Raw genomic sequence first — 20,653 nt, forward strand, 5'->3', positions numbered from 1 at the left:
TTAATTATAGTCCAACCTTTAACGATAAAGTAAATTGTTGAGGAATAGGCAAGGCAACTCCACCCGAACTAAAGAATTCAGGATCCTGTCCATTCAATTTCTTATCTGAGTAAATTAGGAATAAGTTATTACCTACAATATTCAATGAAGCAGTTTTAAATCCGATTCTGTTAATGGTTTGTTTAGGCAAAATGTAACCAAAAGAAATTGATTTAAGTCGAACAAACCCACCATCAGCAACACGTTCAGTTGAATAATTATAAGCATTATATGGATAAGCACCATTTAAGGCTGTACGATTTCTAGGATCTAAAATAGATGGTGTCCCTGAATCTCCATAAAACAAGAAACGATTCAGGAAATCATTTGGAGTTGCATCCAGATCAGAATAAACATTTTTATAAGCTGGATTTAGACGTACTTTATTGCCAGCACTAAAGGTAAGCAAAATCGATGCAGTGAAATTTTTATAATTGAAGGAGTTATAAAAGCCCCCATTAAACAATGGGTCAATCGGTCCTTCATATTTCAAATAATCAGTAATCGTACTTTGTAAATATACTTCATTACTTAATTGTCCGGCTTCGTTGATAAAGAAAGGAACTCCACTATCAGCTGACAATTTTTGAAAATCAATTGAGTACAAACCTCTGTATGGATGACCAATCTGGGGTCCGCCATCAGGTCCAACCAAATCAAAAATTGATGGTTCGCCTTTCAAATTGGTAATCTTACCTTTGTTATATCCAAAAGTAATTTGTGATTTCCAGCCCCAATCTTTTTTCCTCACGATATCACCACCTACAGAGCCCTCTATACCTTTTGAAATCATATCAGCATAGTTAGCATATTTAAGCACTTCACCGCCAATACCAGAATTTCTAATTCGTCCGATTAAGTCAAAACCACTTCTTCTATAAGCATCAACTACCACGTTCAGTCTGTTTTTAAACAATCCAACATCCAAACCGATGTTAGCCTCGTATTGCTTCTCCCAGGTTAATTCAGAGTTCGCAAGAGATGCGATTGTTAGTCTGTTTTCAATTTCAGACAAACGCGGACGTAGTGTACTTGAGCTTCTAACAATTAAGCTTGAATTCGTCGCACTTCCTAAACTTGCAGTTAATCCGTATGTTGCCCTAAGTGTTAATTTGCTAATGGTTTCCTGACGTTTCATAAACTCTTCTTCGTCAGCATTCCAGGATCCACTCACATTCCAGGTCGGAAGCCAACGCGCTTGAGCAGATTCACCAACCTGATTCGATCCATCATATCTAATGGTTCCATTAAGTTGGTATTTATTATTATATGAATAAGAAGCAGTACCTGCAAACGCTACATAACGGTCAAAATTACGTGTCATTGAATAATAGTTGAAGTTACCTTCAACAGCTTGTTTAATAGCATTAGGATCGATAAAAGGAGTTCCACCTTTGTCATATTGGTATCCATAACCTGTAAACTGGGTATTCTGTCTATCAGCATAACGTAATTCTTGAGAAGCAAAAACCCTGACAATGTGTTTTTCATTGAAAGTTTGATTCCAATCAAAACTATTTCTAACAAAGAAACTCTTCAAAAAGTCATCGTTGGTATAATAAATACCACCATTCGGAAGTACTGAAATAGCATAAGCATCAAGATCAGTAGGATTCCTGTACAGAAATCTATTATGATCTCTGATAAACGCATTTTCAGGATAGACTCCTGCACGGTAAGCATTCGCTGTATTTGAATCATCAAACACTTTATGTTCCTGTCCGCTTTTTGTATATCGGTAAGAACCAAGGAAATTATAAGTCAAATTCTTTAAAATTTTATATTGACCTTCTCCTTGTACCTTAAAATCTATCTGTGTTAAGTCTAATGTATTTTTCCGTAACTCATCAATAATGTTAAATGGCGCATAATTTCTGGTAAAATATTCCAGATTTCCATTTTCATCGTATGGAGTCAAGGTACGACTCGTATTCAATGCATAACTAAATGGGTTCAAATCGAAATCTCTTGAATACTCTCCTGTAACAGGATTTGTTGTGCGTCCCAACGTCCCTGGCGCTTTTTGATCACGAATAGATCCGGTTGTGATTAAGCCAAAACTAATTTTATCATTGATTTTCCAGTTCCCCCTAATATTACCTGTAAACCTTTGTACTTTATCTCCTATGGTCCAACCATTATCTTTCAAATAACTTGTTGAATAATACATTTGGGATTTATCAGTACCTGTTGAAATACTCAGGGAATGTTCTTGCATAAATGAATTTTTAAACAATTCATCAAACCAATCCGTATTTGCATTCGCATAGCGTGTTAAAAATGCAGAGCGCCCATCTAATGTATTGATAACAGTTGGGACTGTCGACCCTGGTAGGAAGTCTAAACTCTGAAATAGTTTTTTATAAACGCCGCCATTTGCTTCATTTACAGTTGTACTGTAATTAAGTAAACCCTTACGGTACATTTCAGAATATACAGACATTTGATCATAAGAGTTCATAATGTCAAATGTTCTGTAAGTAGGCTTCAGGTAACTTGATAAATTGGCAGTATAAGAGATTGCCGGAGAGCCATCACCAACTTTACCTTTCTTAGTGGTAATTAAAATCACACCATTCATCGCCCTTGCGCCATAAAGTGAAGTAGCCGAAGCATCCTTTAAAATCTGGAAGCTTTCAATATCGTCAGAGTTTAATCCAGCTACTGCAGATCCCAATAAGGTACTTGGATCTCCGGTAGAAAGTTGTTCATTAGAAACGTTAACAATATCTTCTAATACCACTCCATCTACAACCCATAATGGCTTATTATCACCGGTGATAGATGTAGCTCCACGAACTCGAATCTTCGGGGCAGCACCAAAAGTTCCTGACACGTTTTGTACTGAAACCCCAGCTACACGACCTTCAAGCATTCTACTTACATCGGCAATACCATCACGTTTCGCTTCTGCACCAGTCAACGTAACAGCAGAACCTGTAAATAGCTTCTTACTGATATTTTGATAACCCGTTGAAATCATAACTTCTTTCAGCTGGCTCACATCATCCTCTAAAGCAACATCAATAGATGTTCTTCCAGAAATAACAACCTCTTTTGTTTTATATCCAATTGCAGAGAAAACAAGTGTAGCAGCGTCTCTCACTCTAATTTGATAAAACCCCTCTCCATTGGTTGAAACGCCATTTCCAGCTCCTTTTTCTTTGACACTCACACCTGGTATGGACTCCTTGTCTTTACTTGAGGTTACATGTCCTTTAACAATCAAATCCTGCTTAGCCGCAGATTCAATAACTTTTTTAAGTATAACTTGTTTACCTACAATACTGTAATTGATTCCGTTTGCTTTTAGTGGTTCTAAATCGGAATTAATAGAGGTTAGCTTTGATGGCACATCAATACTCATCGATTTGTTGATCTGACTTGCGTCGTAGACAAAACTCACCTGATAGGCAAGTTCTATCTTTTTAAGGTAATTGTCTAGCCGCTCAGCCATGAGCAGCCCCTTTTGTACACTTTCTGCACGAACTAGTGACACACAAAGGAGAGCGCAGAGTAACCCGCCCATTAGGGAGTGACTCAGTCTTCGTATGGTCTTTTTGTAGTTTTTCTCCATAAAATAATAGTTAATAGGTGTTTAGTTGATTATAAATTCTTGATATAAATATTGTTGTCTTTCTGTTGTACCTGAATTGGGTAGGTTTCCTTAAGAACCTTAAGTACTTCGTCTATACTGCTGTTACTAAATTTGGCGTTTAACTTTTTCGCGATTTTCATGTGATCCAACAATATAACTTTTACGTTATAGTAGCTGCTTAACTCTTTACAAACCGCATCCAAAGGCATGTCAACAAAATGAAGCTCTTTGGTTAACCATCCATTGGAATTAATTCCATTTTCCTGTGTAAGTTGGTTTTTAATAAGGTTATAGCTTACCGCATCACCAGCAACCAATATAGATGGCGCACTTTTTTTATTCGGCGTAAACATGACCCGTCCTGTTTTCACAGAAACATCAATTTTACGGTCAGAATAGTCAATGTTAAATGAAGTACCCAAAACCTTAACGGTAGATGGTCCTATCGAAATCTCAAAAGGATGAGCAGCATCTTTTGACACTAAGAAGAACCCACGTCCTTTCAACAGAGTAATTGGCCTATTATCTCCTGTAAACTTATCAGGATATTGAACAGTACTGTTTTCTGCCAAAATGACCTTAGTTCCATCACTGAGTAATACGGAATCAATTTGTGATCCCGTTTGTTTAACGAAGTAATGAACCTCTAGCTTTTCTTTGTACATCCAGAAACCAGCAGCAAAAATGACAACAGCAACCGCAATTTTCGGCCATATGGAGCGCTTACGAACAGCAACAGGGCTAAGCTCATTCAACTGAGTTTTAAAATTAATAGCTGAATTCCCTACATTAACCTCTTCCAATTTTTTGGTTTCTGCAGCAGCTTCCCAAAGCATTTTAGTGGATTGAAAATAAGCTTCATTTTCTTCAGAAGCAGCCCTCAACTGATCAATTTGTTTAATTAAAGCGGGGTCCTCAGGTTGGTTAAGATAGCTCAGGATGATATCCTGAATAGGTAGTTTTTCTTGCAAGTGATTTCTGTTTTTTATATAAGACAAATGGATCAATAAAAACCCCTAGTCATTTTACATAAAAAAACATTTTTTTTGAAATAAGCTTAGATTAAGCTTCCCTTAGTACAAGTACATGGTCATTAAACTGAAATATTTAAATCGGTTCCCCCCTGTATTTGCATCGATTGCCTGCTCAAGAATACGGTATCTAAGTGTTTTGAGGGCATTTCCCATATGATTCTCTACCGTCTTCTCCGAAATCCCAAGCTGGTTCGCTATATCTCTATATTTCATACCTTCTAACCTACTCATTTTAAAAACTCGTTGGCATTTTTCTGGCAACCGAGCAATTTCGTCGTATAAAAGCACAATTAACTCATTGTGAGTGTCTTGTAAATCAATATCCTCAGAAGAAATATTCCCCGAAATTTGTAAGTGATGTTTCTCAATACTTCTTTGCCGATTGATGTAGTTGATAGAGGAGTTCACCACACTGCGGTACAGATAGGCTTTAACGGATTTAATTTCCAGAAGGGCCTCCTGGTCCTCCCATATTCTCAAAAAAATATCCTGTACCAGCTCTTCCGCCACAGGAATGCTTTGAACATACTTATCAGAAACTAAAATTAGCTTTCTAAAATTATCAAGGTAAAAATTGGTAAATGCGTCTTTATCCCCACCAGCAATCAGTGACAGCAAATCCTGCCCCGTGGCAATAGCATCAGTTGCTCTTCCGTGGATCTTCAGGTCCTTTAACATTAGGGGTGATTGAAAGGTTAATTAGTTTAAAAATCGAATTTACAACTTATGATGCAAAATCATGTCACAAATCACCACAGAATTTTGAAAAGGCCTCAAAATTCTGTGGTATTTATTAAAATGGAAGTCAGTAAACTGGAAAAAACCTGTTAAAAACTAGTAGCTATAATAAGGCGAGATCATCAGGTATACAACTACGCCGGTAACGGCAACATATAACCACAGTGGAAACGTGACCTTTGCTATTTTACGATGCTTATCAAAGCGCTCTGCCAAAGCCCTTACATACGTAATCAATACCAAAGGTATAATGGCAATAGACAAGAGTATATGCGTAAGCAGGATAAAAAAATAAACATACTTAATGCTCCCTTCGCCTCCAAATTTAGTAGACGGAGTAGTCATGTGATAGGCAATATACATCCCTAGAAATAGCAATGAACATGCAATTGCACATTTCATTAAGTTTTCGTGCAATTTCCGTTTTCCATTTTTAACAGCCATTACGGCAATAACCAATAAAACTGCTGTTATACCATTAATGGTTGCATATATTGGTGGCAAAAATGGTAGTGGTGTAGCATTAGGGATTTTAACATAAAACAATACGGCTACGGCCAATGGAATAACAATTGAGAGCAAAATGATCCATCTATTATACTTCTGTTCAATTGGGCTGTTGTTACTCATATATCAAGTGACGAATTATCTTCCGTCGTTAGTGTTTCTTAATTCTTCTGTGATCAATACCTTGATCTCATCATCTAATTTATTCATATCCGCCTGACTAGTGGCTTCATAATACCCCCTGATGCGGTGTTGGAAATCCAGTAGAACAAACATGTTGCTATAAACGAATCTCTTTTCACCTTTCACAATCTCCTGATGGGCATCGACAGATAATCCTTTGTTAATTAAGTCGAAGATTTGGGTGCTGTCTCCGGTTAAAAGATCCCATTTACCTGGTTTAGCAGAAAGTCGTTCTGCAAACGGTTTTAAACGCTCTGGAGTGTCATACAATGGATCTATACTTAAGCTGATAAGATTTACCACCTTATTTGGTCTGTAAGTAAATTCAAAAGATTCCATTGCTTTATTTGCAATATCAACGGAAGAAGTGTTTCCCTTAGTATAAATCAAGTTTATAACCAGAATTTTTCCGTCATAATGTTTGGCAGTTACAGTATCACCGGCTTGGTTGATCAGCTTAAAATTACCAACCCGATAATATATCGTATCAGGGATTTGTTTTCCACGAACTGAATGAAAAGTAGTGGCGACTTTCTTTGGACCAAAAATAGGCAATGGTTTATACCTGTTCTTGCCTTGATCCTGTAGCAAATAATACAAAAATCCTGGTACCGCTAATATGGTGACCAGGATTAAAACTTTTTTTATTGAAGTACCCTTCATTAAACCAAAGGCATGTGTAAGTGTAAATATCCGCCTTCAATTAACATTAAAACTATAAAGTAACATATGAAAATAAAAACGACGGAAACTGCAAGTTTAAGCCCCAGTTTCTCATATTTAAGGTGCATGAAATAAGCAATAATGTAAAAGGCTTTAAATAAAGTCAATACAATATAAACATAATTTCCAACGTGCTGAGACATGTGTTTACCAGGAATTGCCCATAAAGCAATAATAAACTCAATTATAGTAATGCCAAGTAAGATAGCAAATACCTGCCAAATTTTCTTTTTGTCTAAGCCTGCGTGCTCACCGTGTGCATGTTCATCATGCGTATGTTCTGTATGTTGTGACATAATATCTTAATTGAGAAAAATTAAACTAAATAGAAGAAGGTAAATACGAATACCCAAACAAGATCTACAAAGTGCCAGTACAAACCAACCTTCTCAACCATTAGGTAATGTCCGCGTTTTTCAAAAGTACCATTAATGGTCATGCATAAAATAATGATATTAATGATTACACCACTAAACACGTGGAATCCGTGGAAACCTGTGATAGTGAAAAACAAGTTCGAAAACTGTAAAGCAGATACCGTAGATACTTCACCGTCAAATAAATGATGTAACGTTTCCATTGGAGGAATTTTACCCCATCCAAAACCTTCGTGGAACAAGTGAGTCCATTCTGCAGCTTGACAGCCTAAGAACATAAAACCGCCGATAATGGTACCAACCATCCACCAGATTACTTCCTTCTTAGAGCGTCTATGCCCAGCCTCAACAGCCAATACCATAGTTACAGAGCTCATGATCAGGATAAAGGTCATAAGACCAACAAATACCAGTGGTGCACCCTTATCGGTTATACCTGGAATAGACTGAAAAACCAAATCCGGATCTGGCCAGGTAAACTTACTAAAGCGTTGCGCTCCGTAATAAATCAATAATGATGAAAAAGTAAATGCATCAGAAACCAGAAAAAACCACATCATTATTTTGCCGTATTCTACTGACCACGGCGAGCGGCCTCCGCTCCATGGAGTGGTTTTTACCTGATCTAATTGTGATAATGAACTCATTTTATAAATTGTAATAGTTTGTTAAAAAGTCTAACTGTTCAAAAGTAAAAAAACATACAGATATATCCATAATATATCTATAAAATGCCAAAATATAGAAGCAATATCCATCCGGAATTTACTCCTTTCTGCAGAAAGGTCCATATAAGCACCAAAAAGGCTACTTGATACAAAACACAATCCAGCAAAAATGTGTAGCAGGTGAAGTCCTGACACCACATAAATCATTGAAATAGCTGCATTGTTATTGACAAATGCAGCACCTGTATGAAACAAAGTTCCCCATGCATCAACTTGCAAATAACCAAAAAGACAACCTAATGCCAATGTTCCCCAAAGGAATAATTTCTGTCCGGCAATATTGCCATTCTTTAAAGCCTTTGAGGCCATAAATAAGCAAACACTACTCAAAATCAATATCGCTGTACTGTACATGAAAAGATCAGGTAATACCAAACCATGACCTTTACCTTTTGATGCAGCAAAAACAATATAGTAACTTGTAAAGCCACCAAACATAATTGTTGATGACACCACAAATAACCATACGACAAATTTCCTGGGCTTAGCATTAAAGGCCGCCTCCATCTTTAAATCCTCTTCTTTTAATGTGTGTACCATTTAAAATTTATTTAATTATAAAATCAAACAATAAAACCAGCTGAACCAGAGGTAAGTAAAAAAATGAACAGAACATCACCTTTCTGGCACTGTCCAAATCCATCTTTACCCACAACTTAAATCCAAGCCAGGCAAAGACAAGGCCCGCCAATAACGAAACCCCGCCAATATAATATCCCCCGAAACCATCTATGGTAGGCAATAAGCTAACCGGGATCAATATCAATGTGCTTAAAAATGTAATAAAAGCACTTACTTTATCTCTTTTTGTTGTTGGCAAAAGTCTAAACCCTGCTTTTTTATAATCATCATCCAATACCCAGGCAATGGCCCAGAAATGCGGAAACTGCCAAATAAACTGGATTAAAAACAAGATAACCGCTATTTTATCAATTTTACCATGTGCAGCCACATATCCAATTAATGGAGGTAAAGCGCCTGGAATTGCCCCAACAAATACTGCAATTGGAGATTTGCGTTTCAAAGGTGTATATGCAAAGGCATAAAGAAAAATAGAAAACACTGAAAGCAAGCCCGTCTCAATGTTTAATTTACCCAATAAATAGGTCCCCAATAATCCCATAACCAATCCAGAAACCAATCCCTGACCAGTAGTCATATGACCTGCAGGCATTGGACGATCCTTAGTCCTGGTCATTAATTTATCAAGGTCTACTTCGATTACTTCATTAAAACAATTTGCTGCAGAAGTAACCAAAAAGCCCCCAATAATTAAAATGACCCAATTTGTCCAATTGATCCCTGGGACTACTCCATCTATTGGTACTTGAGAGCCAATTAAAAAAGTAATTGACGCAGAGAACACCACCAGGAACGTTAACCTGAATTTTATGAGTTTAGAGAAATCTGAGAAAAACCTTTTCAATTTATATATAATTAATTCTGTTGATTGTAACTACTAGTCCTGTAAACTAATAAATACAAGTAATATTGTAAGCTAAATAAAAGCGTAGAGAACAAAATATGCAATGCCTGTGCATATGGTGGAAGTGCAAAGTTAGACAATAATAAGCCTGTTACAATCTGAATAATCAAAACAATCCCAATTGAGCCTCCTACCCTTAAGGCAAGGGCCTTACCGTTAAACTTATCTTTAACCAGTTTATAAATGATGATATTGGCAACCAATACTAACATAGCCAAATCGCGGTGATAAGAAAATAAGCTTCCAACCTTCGAAACCCAGCTATGTCGCCCATTGTATAACAAGGCTTTAGCTATTGCATCTATTGCCTCCCTAACCTCTGTACCAATCACAATTTGTATCACACTCAGCACAACAGATCCTAAAATTAAAAGCTTAAGCCAACCTAGCTTACCCATAATCACAGTGTCTTCCTTATGCATCTGATTGGTATAATTATAAGTATAAACCAAAATACCCAATATAACCAATGCCAGTAACATATGTACGGTAACTATCCAGGGCATTAAATTAGTAGACACTACAATTGAGCCCAACCAGGCTTGAAAACCAACAACAATAAGATTTGAAAAACTAAGAACAATGATTCTATTGGCTTTTCCTTTATAGGCAAATGAAAATAGTAATAAGCCCAATAACAGAAAACCTGTGATTGCGCCCATTAATCTGTTGATGTATTCGGTCCAGGTTTTTCCAGCATTAAAAGTTTCAGGCTGAAGAATAGATTGATCATGCCTGATGCTATCGGCCAAATGACCTTTGCCCATTTTTTCCAATGTTTTAGCAAACCGCTCATTCTTAGCTACACGTTCTGCTACATATTTTTCTTTGTAATCGATAGGGAGCTGCGAAACATGAGTAGGTGGCACATATTGATCAAAACACTTAGGCCAATCCGGACAGCCCATACCAGATCCTGTACTACGTACTACCCCTCCTGCCAGAATTAGCAACAAGGTTACAACGATTGTAGTAAGGTTTAGCCTGATAAATCTCGTTTCAGATTTAGAAACCATGGTATGTGTTAGATTAAAAAAAATGAGGTACCTGTTGTAAGTATTTACTTACTGCAGATACCTCATCGTATTAGATACTACGTATTAGTCTATTTTGACGCATCTACAGAAGGGTTTTCTTCTTCCCATTCTCTTTGTATACGCTCAGACTCACTATTCCCTTCAAAATCATGAGGCATATTTGAGCTCATTGTTTGTGAAAAAGGAACTGTTTGAGGAATAAAATCTTCTTCAGCTCCAGGCTTACTGTAATCATATGGCCAACGGTATACCGTAGGGATTTCTCCAGGCCAGTTACCATGTAAACGCTCAACAGGAGTAGTCCATTCCAATGTATTTGCGCCCCAAGGATTTTGAGTTGCTACTTTACCCTTAAAGATCGAGTAGAAGAAGTTGAATAAGAAAGCAACCTGAGCAAGTGCTGCGATAATTGCAGACCAGGTAACCAAGATATTCACTGTAACCCATTTTTGCATAAACTCAAACTCAGTGAATGCATAATAACGACGTGGAACCCCATCTAATCCTAAGAAGTGTAATGGGAAGAATACTAAATAAGCACAAGCAAAAGTAATCCAGAAATGTAGATAACCTAATTTGCTGCTCATCATTCTTCCGAACATTTTAGGGAAGTAGTGATAAACACCAGCAAGCATACCAAATATCGCTGCAGATCCCATTACTAAGTGGAAGTGGGCAATTACAAAGTAAGTATCGTGTAAGTTGATATCTAAAGATGCATTACCTAAGAAGATACCAGTTAAACCACCAGAGATAAAGAATGAAACCATACCAATGGCAAATAACATAGCAGGAGTAAACCTGATGTTACCTCTCCATAATGTAGCCAGCCAGTTAAATGTTTTAACAGCTGAAGGCACAGCGATGATCAACGTAGTGATCATAAATACACCTCCCAATAATGGGTTCATACCGGTTACAAACATATGGTGACCCCAAACGATAAATGAAAGGATTGTAATACCGATCAATGAATAAATCATCGCATGGTAACCGAAAATAGGCTTTCTTGAATTTACAGACATGATCTCTGAAGACAAACCCATTGCCGGCATAATTACAATATATACCTCCGGGTGTCCAAGGAACCAGAATAAATGCTGCCATAAAATTGGAGATCCACCTTCATTTGGAAGGATCTGAGTCCCCATAACAATATCAGAAAGGTAGAAACTTGTACCAAAGCTTCTATCGAAGATCAACAACACAACACCTGCAACTAACACAGGGAAAGATAAAATACCCAAAACTGCAGTCAGGAAAAACGCCCATATAGTTAAAGGCATTTTCCAAAGATCCATACCTTTAGTACGCATGTTTAAGATAGTACTTACATAGTTGATACCACCCATTAAAGATGAAGCAACAAAAAGTATCATACTGATTAACCATAAAGTCATACCCAAACCAGAACCGCTAATCGCTGTAGGCAAAGCAGACAATGGTGGATAAACCGTCCATCCCGCACTCGCAGGTCCTGTTTGTATAAAGAATGAACCCATCATGATTACACAAGCAGTAAAGAAGAACCAATAAGAAAGCATGTTCAGGAATGGAGAAGCCATATCCCTGGCACCAATCTGAAGCGGTATCAATAAGTTACTAAAAGTACCGCTCAATCCTGCCGTCAATACAAAGAATACCATGATGGTACCATGTATAGTCACTAAAGCAAGGTAAAAATCAGGTCGGATACGACCACCTTCAGCCCACTTTCCTAAGAAAGTCTCTAAAATAGGGAAGTCTTTATCTGGCCATGCAAGTTGTAAACGAAACAATATCGACAATCCCATTGCAATAACAGCCATAATAATACCTGTTATCAGGAACTGCTTCGCAATCATCTTGTGATCCTGACTAAAGACGTACTTCGTTAAGAAGGTCTCTTTGTGATGCCCATGATCATCATGGTTATCGTGGTTATGTGTATCGTGTAATGATATAGTTGACATAATGTGCTATTCCAGTATTATTAATTTTTTAAAGCTAATTGTTTTGTTTTAACTGCCGAGGCTTCCTTTGCTGTTGTATCAGCAGCTACTGGAGCAGCAGCAGGTGTTACAGGTAAGTTAAATTCCTTTTTCAAATCGTCAGTTAAATAAGCTGGTTGTTGTTTTACCCAAGCCTCATATTCAGCCATTGAAACAACCTTAACTTCTTTTTGCATTTTATAGTGACCGTCTCCACAGATCTTGTTACATAAAAACAAATATTTAAAAGTAGGGTCGTTCGTTTTAGCCTTCATCTCTTCAGTAGTGATGGTCGGTGTAAATTCGAAGTAAGAAGTCATGCCTGGTACTGTATTCAATTGAACCCTGAAATGTGGCATATAAAAACTATGAATTACATCCTTACTGGTCAAAATTAAACGCACTGGCTTGTTAACCGGAATTACCATCTCATCTGCCGACTGATCATCAAGTGAGTTTTTATCTTTATAATCAATACCTAATGCATTATTTGCGGTGATCAATTTGTAATTCTTTGTACCAACTACACCATCAGCACCTGCATAGCGAATTGCCCAGGCAAATTGAGATGAAGTAATCTCAATACTGATAGGTTTGTTATTAGGGTCTTCGATTTTGTAAAAAATTGATCTCCAGGTAAGGAATCCCATTAATACCAAAATTGTTAAAACGAAAGCCGGAACAATTGTCCAGATACGCTCAATGGTATTGTTGTGAGGGTAATAATATGCTTTTCTTTTGTTTGTGTATTTATAGAAATAAGCGAAAGCAAATAAAAGAATGTGTGTAACAATGAAAACTATAGTTGTAAGGATCAACGTAATGTTAAACATCTGGTCAATCTTTTTACCATGTTCTGATGCTGCTTCAGGTAGGATCATGTTTCCATGAACTGTATATTCCCAATATACACCATATAAACCTACAATAAGGAACAATGCAAAAAGCACTCCATTAACTGTATTCCAGTTAATTCCTTTTGGTTTATCCTGAGCCTCACGGGTCAATTCATATACCTTTAATGCTTTTCCAATGATTGCTACGAATAAGCAAACCAGTAAAAAGGCCATGGCATAAAATATCACCGATTTATAAATCGGCCCCATATCAACGGGCTTTTTAGCGGTCTCAGCGGCTGCAGCTTGTGCAAAAGCGCTGGTATTTGCAAACACAGTTAAAATTACTGCTAGTGCCGCTATCGTTTTGTTACTTATAAATTTTCTTAAACTCATTTCCTTAAAAGTAGTAACGCTGTACTTCTATTATACTATTATTTTTTATTATCTATAAAGATCACCAACTACAAATGGTGGTGTAAACTTTCTTGTAAAAACGGATGGTTTTTAGCGATTAAAGGTTTCTTACTTAAAGCACTCAAAACTGTAAAAGTAAACAAACCAACAAAACCAATCGCGGTACCAATCTCTATTATACCAAATGTATGTTCTTCAGCAACTGTTCCTGGCATGATCATTTGATAATAATCAACCCAGTGGCCACATACAACAACAATACATACGGTCAATAATATATTCTCGTGTCTTTTATTGTCTCTGTCCATTAACAAAAACACAGGAGCTAAAAAGTTCAATACCAAATTCAGGTAAAACCAGAATTGATAATTTTCAAACCTGTTATAGAAATATACAGTCTCCTCTGGCATGTTAGCATAATAGATTAACAAAAATTGAGCAAACCATACATAAGTCCAGAAAATAGACCAACCGAAAACCAATTGTCCAAGGTTATGTAAATGGCTATTGTTTACCCAGTTCATGTAACCTGCTTTTCTCAATAAAATCAAGATGATCGCAATAGTAGCTAAAGCACTTACCCACATGGCAGCAAAGTTATACCAACCAAACATAGTTGAGAACCAGTGTGCCTCAAGTGACATTACAGTATCGAAAGCAAAAATTGGTGTGGTAAATCCATAAATAACCAAAAATATACAAGAGTATTTAAAGCTCTTTCTGTATGAATTTAAACCACCTTCAAGATCCTCATTGTTAGATAGCTTTGATAATAATAAAGCGAAGATGGTATAAACACCTAGAAAAATTACCTGACGAGCCATGAAGAAAGGTACATTCAGGAAAGATGATTTACCATCGATTATTTTATCATAGTTTGCACTGCCGGGATCTGTTAATCCTACAGCGTGCCAGTGATGATATAAGTTGTGTGTATATAAACCTGCACCAATTACCGCAAGTAATATGATTACTGCTATTGGTAGAGTTTTGGCCATTGCCTGCGGTACACGTAATATAGAAGCAGACCAGCCAGCTTGTGCTACAAATTGAACAGCAAGGAAGAAAGCTCCAGACATGCATACACATGCGAAGTAATAAGCCATTAGCAACAGGTTTGCAAAGGTACGCTCATGAAGCGCCTCAGCAGAAAAACCATAACCTATAGCCGCCAGACCTATTACAATAGCGATTATGCTTAAAGTTTTAGCTTTACCTGTAAACTCAAACTGCTCAGTAAAATTATAATTGTGAGTTCCCATTTATATTGTGCTTTTCTATTGTATTTTTTGTAATTGTTGAACATACATCACTACTTTCCATCTTTCTTCTGGAGATAGCTGAGAGGCATGTGATCCCATATTATTTAAACCATACTCAATGGTATGATAAATTTTTCCTGCTGTTAAATCTTTCATCAGACCACCACGCGAAGAAGTTGCATCACCATGATAAGCAGGAATTCCGCTGATCTTTTCAATTTGAACCAAGTGACCTTTACCATCACCTTTTTCTCCGTGACATGGAGAACAAAATACAGTGAAATAATGCTTACCTGATTCCACGTTTGCTTCCGTTAAAGGAAGTGGATTAACCAGATTCGCACCAGCCAACTCATATCCTTCCTTAGTGTTAGGATAATCATCATACTTATTGAATCCTACCGGATTGGTATGTGCAGGCGGAGTTTGTGCCGTTTGTCCTTTAAAACTTGGATTAGGATTAGGTTGATCCGGATTGTAAGCAATCGGTTCATACATATTTGGTGCGTATTCTAAACCCGGACTTCTTTTATCCTTGCATGCTGAAAATACAACAGCACCTGCAAGAATACAAAATGAGGCTAAAACTACTTTACTCTTATTCATAGCTAATATACTTCCTTTCATTATGCTTTACTTCCAAAGCACCAGCTTCCTTTAATAAATCGTCAATCTTACTGTGATCAGTGTTTTCTTTTGCATCAACTGCAATAATAAACCTATCATCTGTTGCTCTTAAATCCATTACTCTTGGTGCTCTTCCCGGAAATAAGTGGGTCGATGCATAGTAAGAAGCTACTAAACCAAAAGCACAAAATAAAATAGTCAACTCAAATGTAATTGGAATAAAATCCGGTAAAGCAAAGTGCGGCTTACCACCAATATTGATTGGCCAGTCGATAGCAGCTGCATAATATACAAATGAAAGCATGGTACAAGTACCCGTGATTCCGAAAAAGAAAGCAGCAATATCTAACCTCGAACGTTTAACTCCTAATTTTGCTTCTATGCCGTGAATAGGCATTGGCGTATAAACATCATGTATCTTAATGTTGTTTTCCTGCAATTTATCGATGCCATGCATCATTTCATCAGGATCACCAAAGCTGCCTAAAATATATTTGGTATTATTCATTGTTATATTTTTGCGTATTCTTCTTGTTTAACACTATCAAATTTCTCTAAAGACTCAATGTATTCTGATACATGTGTCGGATCCAAATGACCTTCTTTAATTTGCTTAAGTTTAACCTGCTCACTAGCACTTTTCAATATCATCTTAACCTCTGCAATTGCAATTGAAGGCAATACCCTTAAGAACAACAGGAACAAAGTAAAGAACAGACCAATTGACCCCACAAATACACTCACATCTACCCAGGTTGGATAGAACATTGCCCAACTTGAAGGAATATAATCACGGTGTAATGAAGTTACAATAATTACAAAACGCTCAAACCACATACCTATGTTTACTACGATAGATAAAATCCAGGTAGCAGGGATGCTGGTACGGATCTTTTTGAACCATAACAACTGAGGAGAGATTACGTTACAAGTCATCATCATCCAGTATGCCCACCAGTATGGACCAGTAGAACGGTTGATGAAAGCATATTGCTCATACTCAGAACCTGAATACCAGGCAATAAAGAACTCGGTTAAATAAGCCACACCCACAATCGATCCTGTCAAGATGATAATCTTGTTCATAGATTCAATGTGGAACATGGTGATGTAGTTTTCAAGACCCAATACTTTACGGGTAACCAACATAAGTGTTAGTACCATTGCAAATCCTGAGAAGATCGCACCCGCTACGAAATAAGGAGGGAAAATTGTAGTGTGCCATCCCGGAATTACCGAAGTAGCAAAGTCCATAGATACAATCGTGTGTACCGAAAGTACCAAAGGTGTAGAAATACCAGCTAAGACTAAACATACAGCCTCAAAACGCTGCCATGTCTTCACATTTCCCGACCATCCAAATGATAATATTGAATAAACTCTGCGTCTAACACCTGTAGCGCGGTCACGAATAGTTGCGATATCAGGTAATAAACCTGTATACCAGAACAATAGTGATACCGAGAAGTAAGTTGAGATCGCAAACATATCCCATACTAATGGTGAGTTAAAGTTAACCCATAATGATCCGAATTGATTTGGTAACGGAAGTACCCAGTAAGCTAACCATGGTCTACCCATGTGAGATACTACATACGTTGCCGCACAAATAACGGCGAAGATTGTCATCGCCTCTGCCGAACGGTTAATCGAGTTACGCCAGTTCTGACGGAAGAGCAATAGTACTGCAGAAATAAGTGTTCCTGCGTGACCAATACCTACCCACCATACGAAACCGGTGATATCCCATGCCCATCCAACTGTTTTATTTAATCCCCAGGCACCGATACCAAACCAGAAGGTATAGCTTACTGCTACTACCCATAGTAAAGCTCCGCACAGTGCCACGGTAAATCCTATCCACCAAGCCCTGTTTGGCTTATTCTCTACCGGTGATAAAATATCATCCGTAATCTTTGCATACGTGATATCTGTACCGGTGATTAGTGGTTCTCTTAATATTGATTCGTTATGTCCTGACATAATTTATTTTCCTTTAATATCAGCTTACGCTTGTACTGTTGTATCTGTATTTCTAATTTTCGTCATATAACCTATACCCGGTTGTACGTTAATCTCTTCCAACACATAGTAAATACGTTCACTACGTAATGCTTTAGAAACTTCCGATTCAGGGTCGTTGGAATCACCAAAGATGATTGCATTTGCAGAACAAGCTTGCTGACATGCCATTTTGATATCGCCATCTTTCAACGGACGTTTTTCAATTTTAGCTTTCAATTTACCTGCCTGAATACGCTGAATACACATCGAGCATTTTTCCATCACACCTCTTGAACGTGTAGTTACATCAGGGTTAAGTAACAACTGAGTAAATTCATTGTTCAGGTAGTTGTCAAAACGTGAATCATTCCAGTAGTTGAACCAGTTGAAACGACGTACTTTATATGGACAGTTGTTTGCACAGTAACGAGTACCTACGCAACGGTTGTAAGCCATGTGATTTAAACCGTCTGAAGAGTGTACTGTAGCCAATACCGGACAAACAGTCTCACATGGAGCATGATCACAATGTTGACAAAGCATTGGCTGGTGTACAACCGATACATTGTTCATTTGATCTTCATTCAGATGAGCAATCTCTTTCTCTTTCGTTACAGCGTTAATAGCACTATGACCATGTGCACCTTCTGCATGGGCTTCACCTTCCTGGTTAAAGCTGTAGTAACGGTCGATACGGATCCAGTGCATTTCTCTGCGTCTGCGCACTTCATCTTTACCTACAATAGGAATGTTATTCTCTACGTTACAAGCAACAATACAAGAACCACAACCGGTACAAGCATTCAAATCGATTGCCATTACCCAGTTGTTACCTGGTGTTTCATATTTACTCCATAAATCGTAAGTTTTATGCTTAGCATGATCATTACCCGAACCAGCAGCAGGATTCTTTTGGTATTCAGCAAATGTAGCCTCACGGATTACATTTCTACCTTCAAAAGAATAATGTGTTTGTGTTTGAGCAAGTTCTTCTCTTCTGCCAGTAGCTGCTAATTTAACAGTCGTAGCATACTTTAGAGTACCATTGCTAAAGCTTACAAAAGGATAAGCATTTTTACCTACATTATCACCGGCTTTACCAGCTTTGGTACGGCCATAACCTAATGCAATGGATACAGTACCTATCGCTTGCCCTGGTTGGATCAATAAAGGAAGGTCAATCGTATAACCGTTATCAGCTTTCACTGAAACGATATCAAATTCTTTAAATCCTAATTTCTCTGCATACTTTGGTGCAATAGCAACATAGTTATCCCAGGTTACTTTCGAAACTGGATCAGGAAGCTCTTGCAAGAATGCATTGTTGGCATGTTTACCATCACGCATCGGAACACTTTCGTATACCTGAAGCTCGATATCTTTAGCTAAGATTTTGCTATCGTTTAAAATAGAAGGAACTACTGCCGCTAAAGAAAGGCTGAAAGTATATGCACCTGCTGGTTTTTCAGCAAGGGCAAATACACCTTTTTGTAAAGCTTCCATCCAGTTAGCACCTACAGCAGGTAAGATGTTTTTCTCCCAGTTGTTACGAACATACTGATAGTATTCCTTAACAGCATTGTCAGACCAGATCAATAAACTCTCCTCTGCCTGACGTGAATTAAATACAGGATTAATTGTTGGCTGTACAATAGAATAAACTCCTTCGTACGAGCTTGCATCACCCCATGACTCTAAATAGTTATGGTTAATTGCAGTAACATCGCACAAAGTAGAAGTCTCATCTTTACGGTCAGAGAACGACACTTTTAAGGCGACTTTCGCTAAAGCATCAGTAAACGCTTTAGTGTTTGCTACATCGTAAGCCGGATTGCTATCCAGGAAGAAAACAGCAGCAACTTCGCCTCTGTTCATTTCATTGATCAATTCAGCAAATTCAGCGTCATTACCTGCATAAAGTTTGCAAGGATTATCTAAATTAATAGTAGTACCATAACTGCCGATAGCAGAGTTTATAGCATTTACTAAAATTTGAGTAGAAACATCATTTGATCCTGAAACTACAAGCGCTTTACCTTTATTTTGTAAAAGCTCTTTACCTACTAATTTCAATGCTTTATCAGCAGTAACATTATTAGGTAAAGTACCACCAGCTAAGCCGGCACCTGTAATTGCATTATATAAGGCGATCAAAGCAGGGCCCTCTTCCGATAATTTTACCGGAATACGTGTATCTGCATTTGTACCTGTTAAGCTCATACCCGCCTCAAATTGGAAGTGACGAGACATTTTGCCTTCTTTTAACGACTTATGGTTTCTGTTAGAAACATATTGAGCAGTAAACTCTTCACCATTAATCCATGTACCTAAAAAGTCAGCTCCGAAACTTACAATCAGGTCTGCTTTATCAAAATTATATTTAGGAACAACAGCTTTACCGAAGCTATTCTCATTCGCTTTAATGATACCTGTATAAGAAACCGCATCGTATTGTACGTGTTTAGTATTAGGATAAGCAGCAGTGAAATCAGCAATAACTGCTTTTGTAGAAGGACTGTTTACAGAAGAAGAAACCAAACGGATTTTCTTTCCCGAAGCCTGAACTTTGTTTAACTCTCCTTTTACAAACTCATCTACCTTAACCCAGGTAGCTTCGTTTTCTTTTAATAAAGGTGCTTTTAATTTGGATACATCATACAGATCTAACACGGAAGCCTGAGCTTGCGCATCAGTACCACAGTTATATACACCTGCATTTGTATTTGCCTCTATCTTAATTGGTCTACCTTCTCTGGTTTTAACCAATACAGGGTGACCTTTAAAGCTTGAAACATAATAGTTAGGAATACCCGGAACAACCTCTTCAGGTTTAATTACATAAGGTATTGCCTTACGAACAGGGGCTGTGTGACAAGCCGCCAATGTTACCGCACCTAAACCAAAGCCTAAAGCTTTTAAAAAGTCACGGCGTGGAGTTACGGTACTTAACCCTGCTTCATTTAAAACATCTTCTATTGGAAGTGGCTCAGCAAATTCGTTCTTGTTGTTTTCAACAAAATCCGGAGTGTTGTTATACTCTTCTAAGCCTTTCCAGTATTTTTTATTGCTTTCCATTTAAGCTATATT

General features: G+C 37.5%; 17 protein-coding genes. All 17 read right to left on the reverse strand.

Annotated elements, in window-relative coordinates; translation table 11 throughout:
* Positions 1–4: 4 nt before the first annotated feature.
* The gene (locus P0Y49_19790) at positions 5–3,616 is read right to left on the reverse strand and encodes a SusC/RagA family TonB-linked outer membrane protein (protein WEK19021.1); all 3,612 of its coding nucleotides are present in this window, start codon (positions 3,614–3,616) and stop codon (positions 5–7) included.
* A gap of 29 nt (positions 3,617–3,645) precedes the next feature.
* The gene (locus tag P0Y49_19795; GenBank protein ID WEK19022.1) at positions 3,646–4,608 is read right to left on the reverse strand and encodes a FecR domain-containing protein; all 963 of its coding nucleotides are present in this window, start codon (positions 4,606–4,608) and stop codon (positions 3,646–3,648) included.
* 102 nt (positions 4,609–4,710) lie between these two features.
* Positions 4,711–5,349 carry an RNA polymerase sigma-70 factor gene (locus P0Y49_19800; GenBank protein WEK19023.1) on the reverse strand — a complete coding sequence of 213 codons (639 nt, stop codon included), beginning with the start codon at positions 5,347–5,349 and terminating at the stop codon, positions 4,711–4,713.
* A 156-nt stretch (positions 5,350–5,505) separates the two neighbouring features.
* On the reverse strand, positions 5,506–6,039 hold the full coding sequence (locus tag P0Y49_19805) for a DUF420 domain-containing protein (GenBank protein WEK19024.1): 534 nt from the start codon (positions 6,037–6,039) through the stop codon (positions 5,506–5,508).
* 15 nt (positions 6,040–6,054) lie between these two features.
* Positions 6,055–6,762 (reverse strand): SCO family protein, encoded by a 708-nt coding sequence (locus P0Y49_19810; protein ID WEK19025.1) that lies wholly within the window; start codon positions 6,760–6,762, stop codon positions 6,055–6,057.
* Positions 6,762–7,118 carry a cytochrome C oxidase subunit IV family protein gene (locus P0Y49_19815; protein ID WEK19026.1) on the reverse strand — a complete coding sequence of 119 codons (357 nt, stop codon included), beginning with the start codon at positions 7,116–7,118 and terminating at the stop codon, positions 6,762–6,764. The genes P0Y49_19810 and P0Y49_19815 overlap by 1 nt, the downstream gene beginning before the upstream one ends.
* Positions 7,119–7,138: 20 nt before the next feature.
* A complete protein-coding gene (locus P0Y49_19820) occupies positions 7,139–7,846 on the reverse strand; it encodes a cytochrome c oxidase subunit 3 (protein ID WEK19027.1) in 708 nt (235 codons plus the stop codon).
* 30 nt (positions 7,847–7,876) lie between these two features.
* Positions 7,877–8,467, reverse strand: coding sequence for a cytochrome c oxidase subunit 3 (locus tag P0Y49_19825; protein ID WEK19028.1), 591 nt, complete (start codon positions 8,465–8,467; stop codon positions 7,877–7,879).
* A gap of 7 nt (positions 8,468–8,474) precedes the next feature.
* Positions 8,475–9,353, reverse strand: a complete 879-nt coding sequence (gene cyoE / locus P0Y49_19830; protein ID WEK19029.1) for a heme o synthase — start codon at positions 9,351–9,353, stop codon at positions 8,475–8,477.
* 11 nt (positions 9,354–9,364) lie between these two features.
* Entirely contained in the window at positions 9,365–10,429 is a 1,065-nt protein-coding gene (locus P0Y49_19835) for a COX15/CtaA family protein (protein ID WEK19030.1), read from the reverse strand.
* 89 nt (positions 10,430–10,518) lie between these two features.
* Complete coding sequence (locus P0Y49_19840; protein WEK19031.1) at positions 10,519–12,402, reverse strand: cbb3-type cytochrome c oxidase subunit I; 1,884 nt, start codon at positions 12,400–12,402, stop codon at positions 10,519–10,521.
* A gap of 20 nt (positions 12,403–12,422) precedes the next feature.
* On the reverse strand, positions 12,423–13,652 hold the full coding sequence (locus P0Y49_19845) for a cytochrome c oxidase subunit II (GenBank protein WEK19032.1): 1,230 nt from the start codon (positions 13,650–13,652) through the stop codon (positions 12,423–12,425).
* 68 nt (positions 13,653–13,720) lie between these two features.
* A complete protein-coding gene (locus tag P0Y49_19850; GenBank protein ID WEK19033.1) occupies positions 13,721–14,935 on the reverse strand; it encodes a quinol:cytochrome C oxidoreductase in 1,215 nt (404 codons plus the stop codon).
* A 15-nt stretch (positions 14,936–14,950) separates the two neighbouring features.
* Positions 14,951–15,541, reverse strand: a complete 591-nt coding sequence (locus P0Y49_19855; GenBank protein WEK19034.1) for a cytochrome c — start codon at positions 15,539–15,541, stop codon at positions 14,951–14,953.
* Positions 15,534–16,070: a DUF3341 domain-containing protein gene (locus P0Y49_19860; protein ID WEK19035.1), complete on the reverse strand. Its 537-nt coding sequence runs from the start codon at positions 16,068–16,070 to the stop codon at positions 15,534–15,536. The genes P0Y49_19855 and P0Y49_19860 overlap by 8 nt, the downstream gene beginning before the upstream one ends.
* Before the next feature lie 2 nt (positions 16,071–16,072).
* Entirely contained in the window at positions 16,073–17,545 is a 1,473-nt protein-coding gene (gene nrfD / locus P0Y49_19865; protein ID WEK19036.1) for a polysulfide reductase NrfD, read from the reverse strand.
* Positions 17,546–17,569: 24 nt separating this feature from the next.
* On the reverse strand, positions 17,570–20,641 hold the full coding sequence (locus tag P0Y49_19870; protein WEK19037.1) for a TAT-variant-translocated molybdopterin oxidoreductase: 3,072 nt from the start codon (positions 20,639–20,641) through the stop codon (positions 17,570–17,572).
* Positions 20,642–20,653 lie beyond the last annotated feature (12 nt).

Origin of the sequence: Candidatus Pedobacter colombiensis, assembly GCA_029202485.1 — a bacterium.
GTDB classification, from domain to species: Bacteria; Bacteroidota; Bacteroidia; order Sphingobacteriales; family Sphingobacteriaceae; genus Pedobacter; species Pedobacter colombiensis.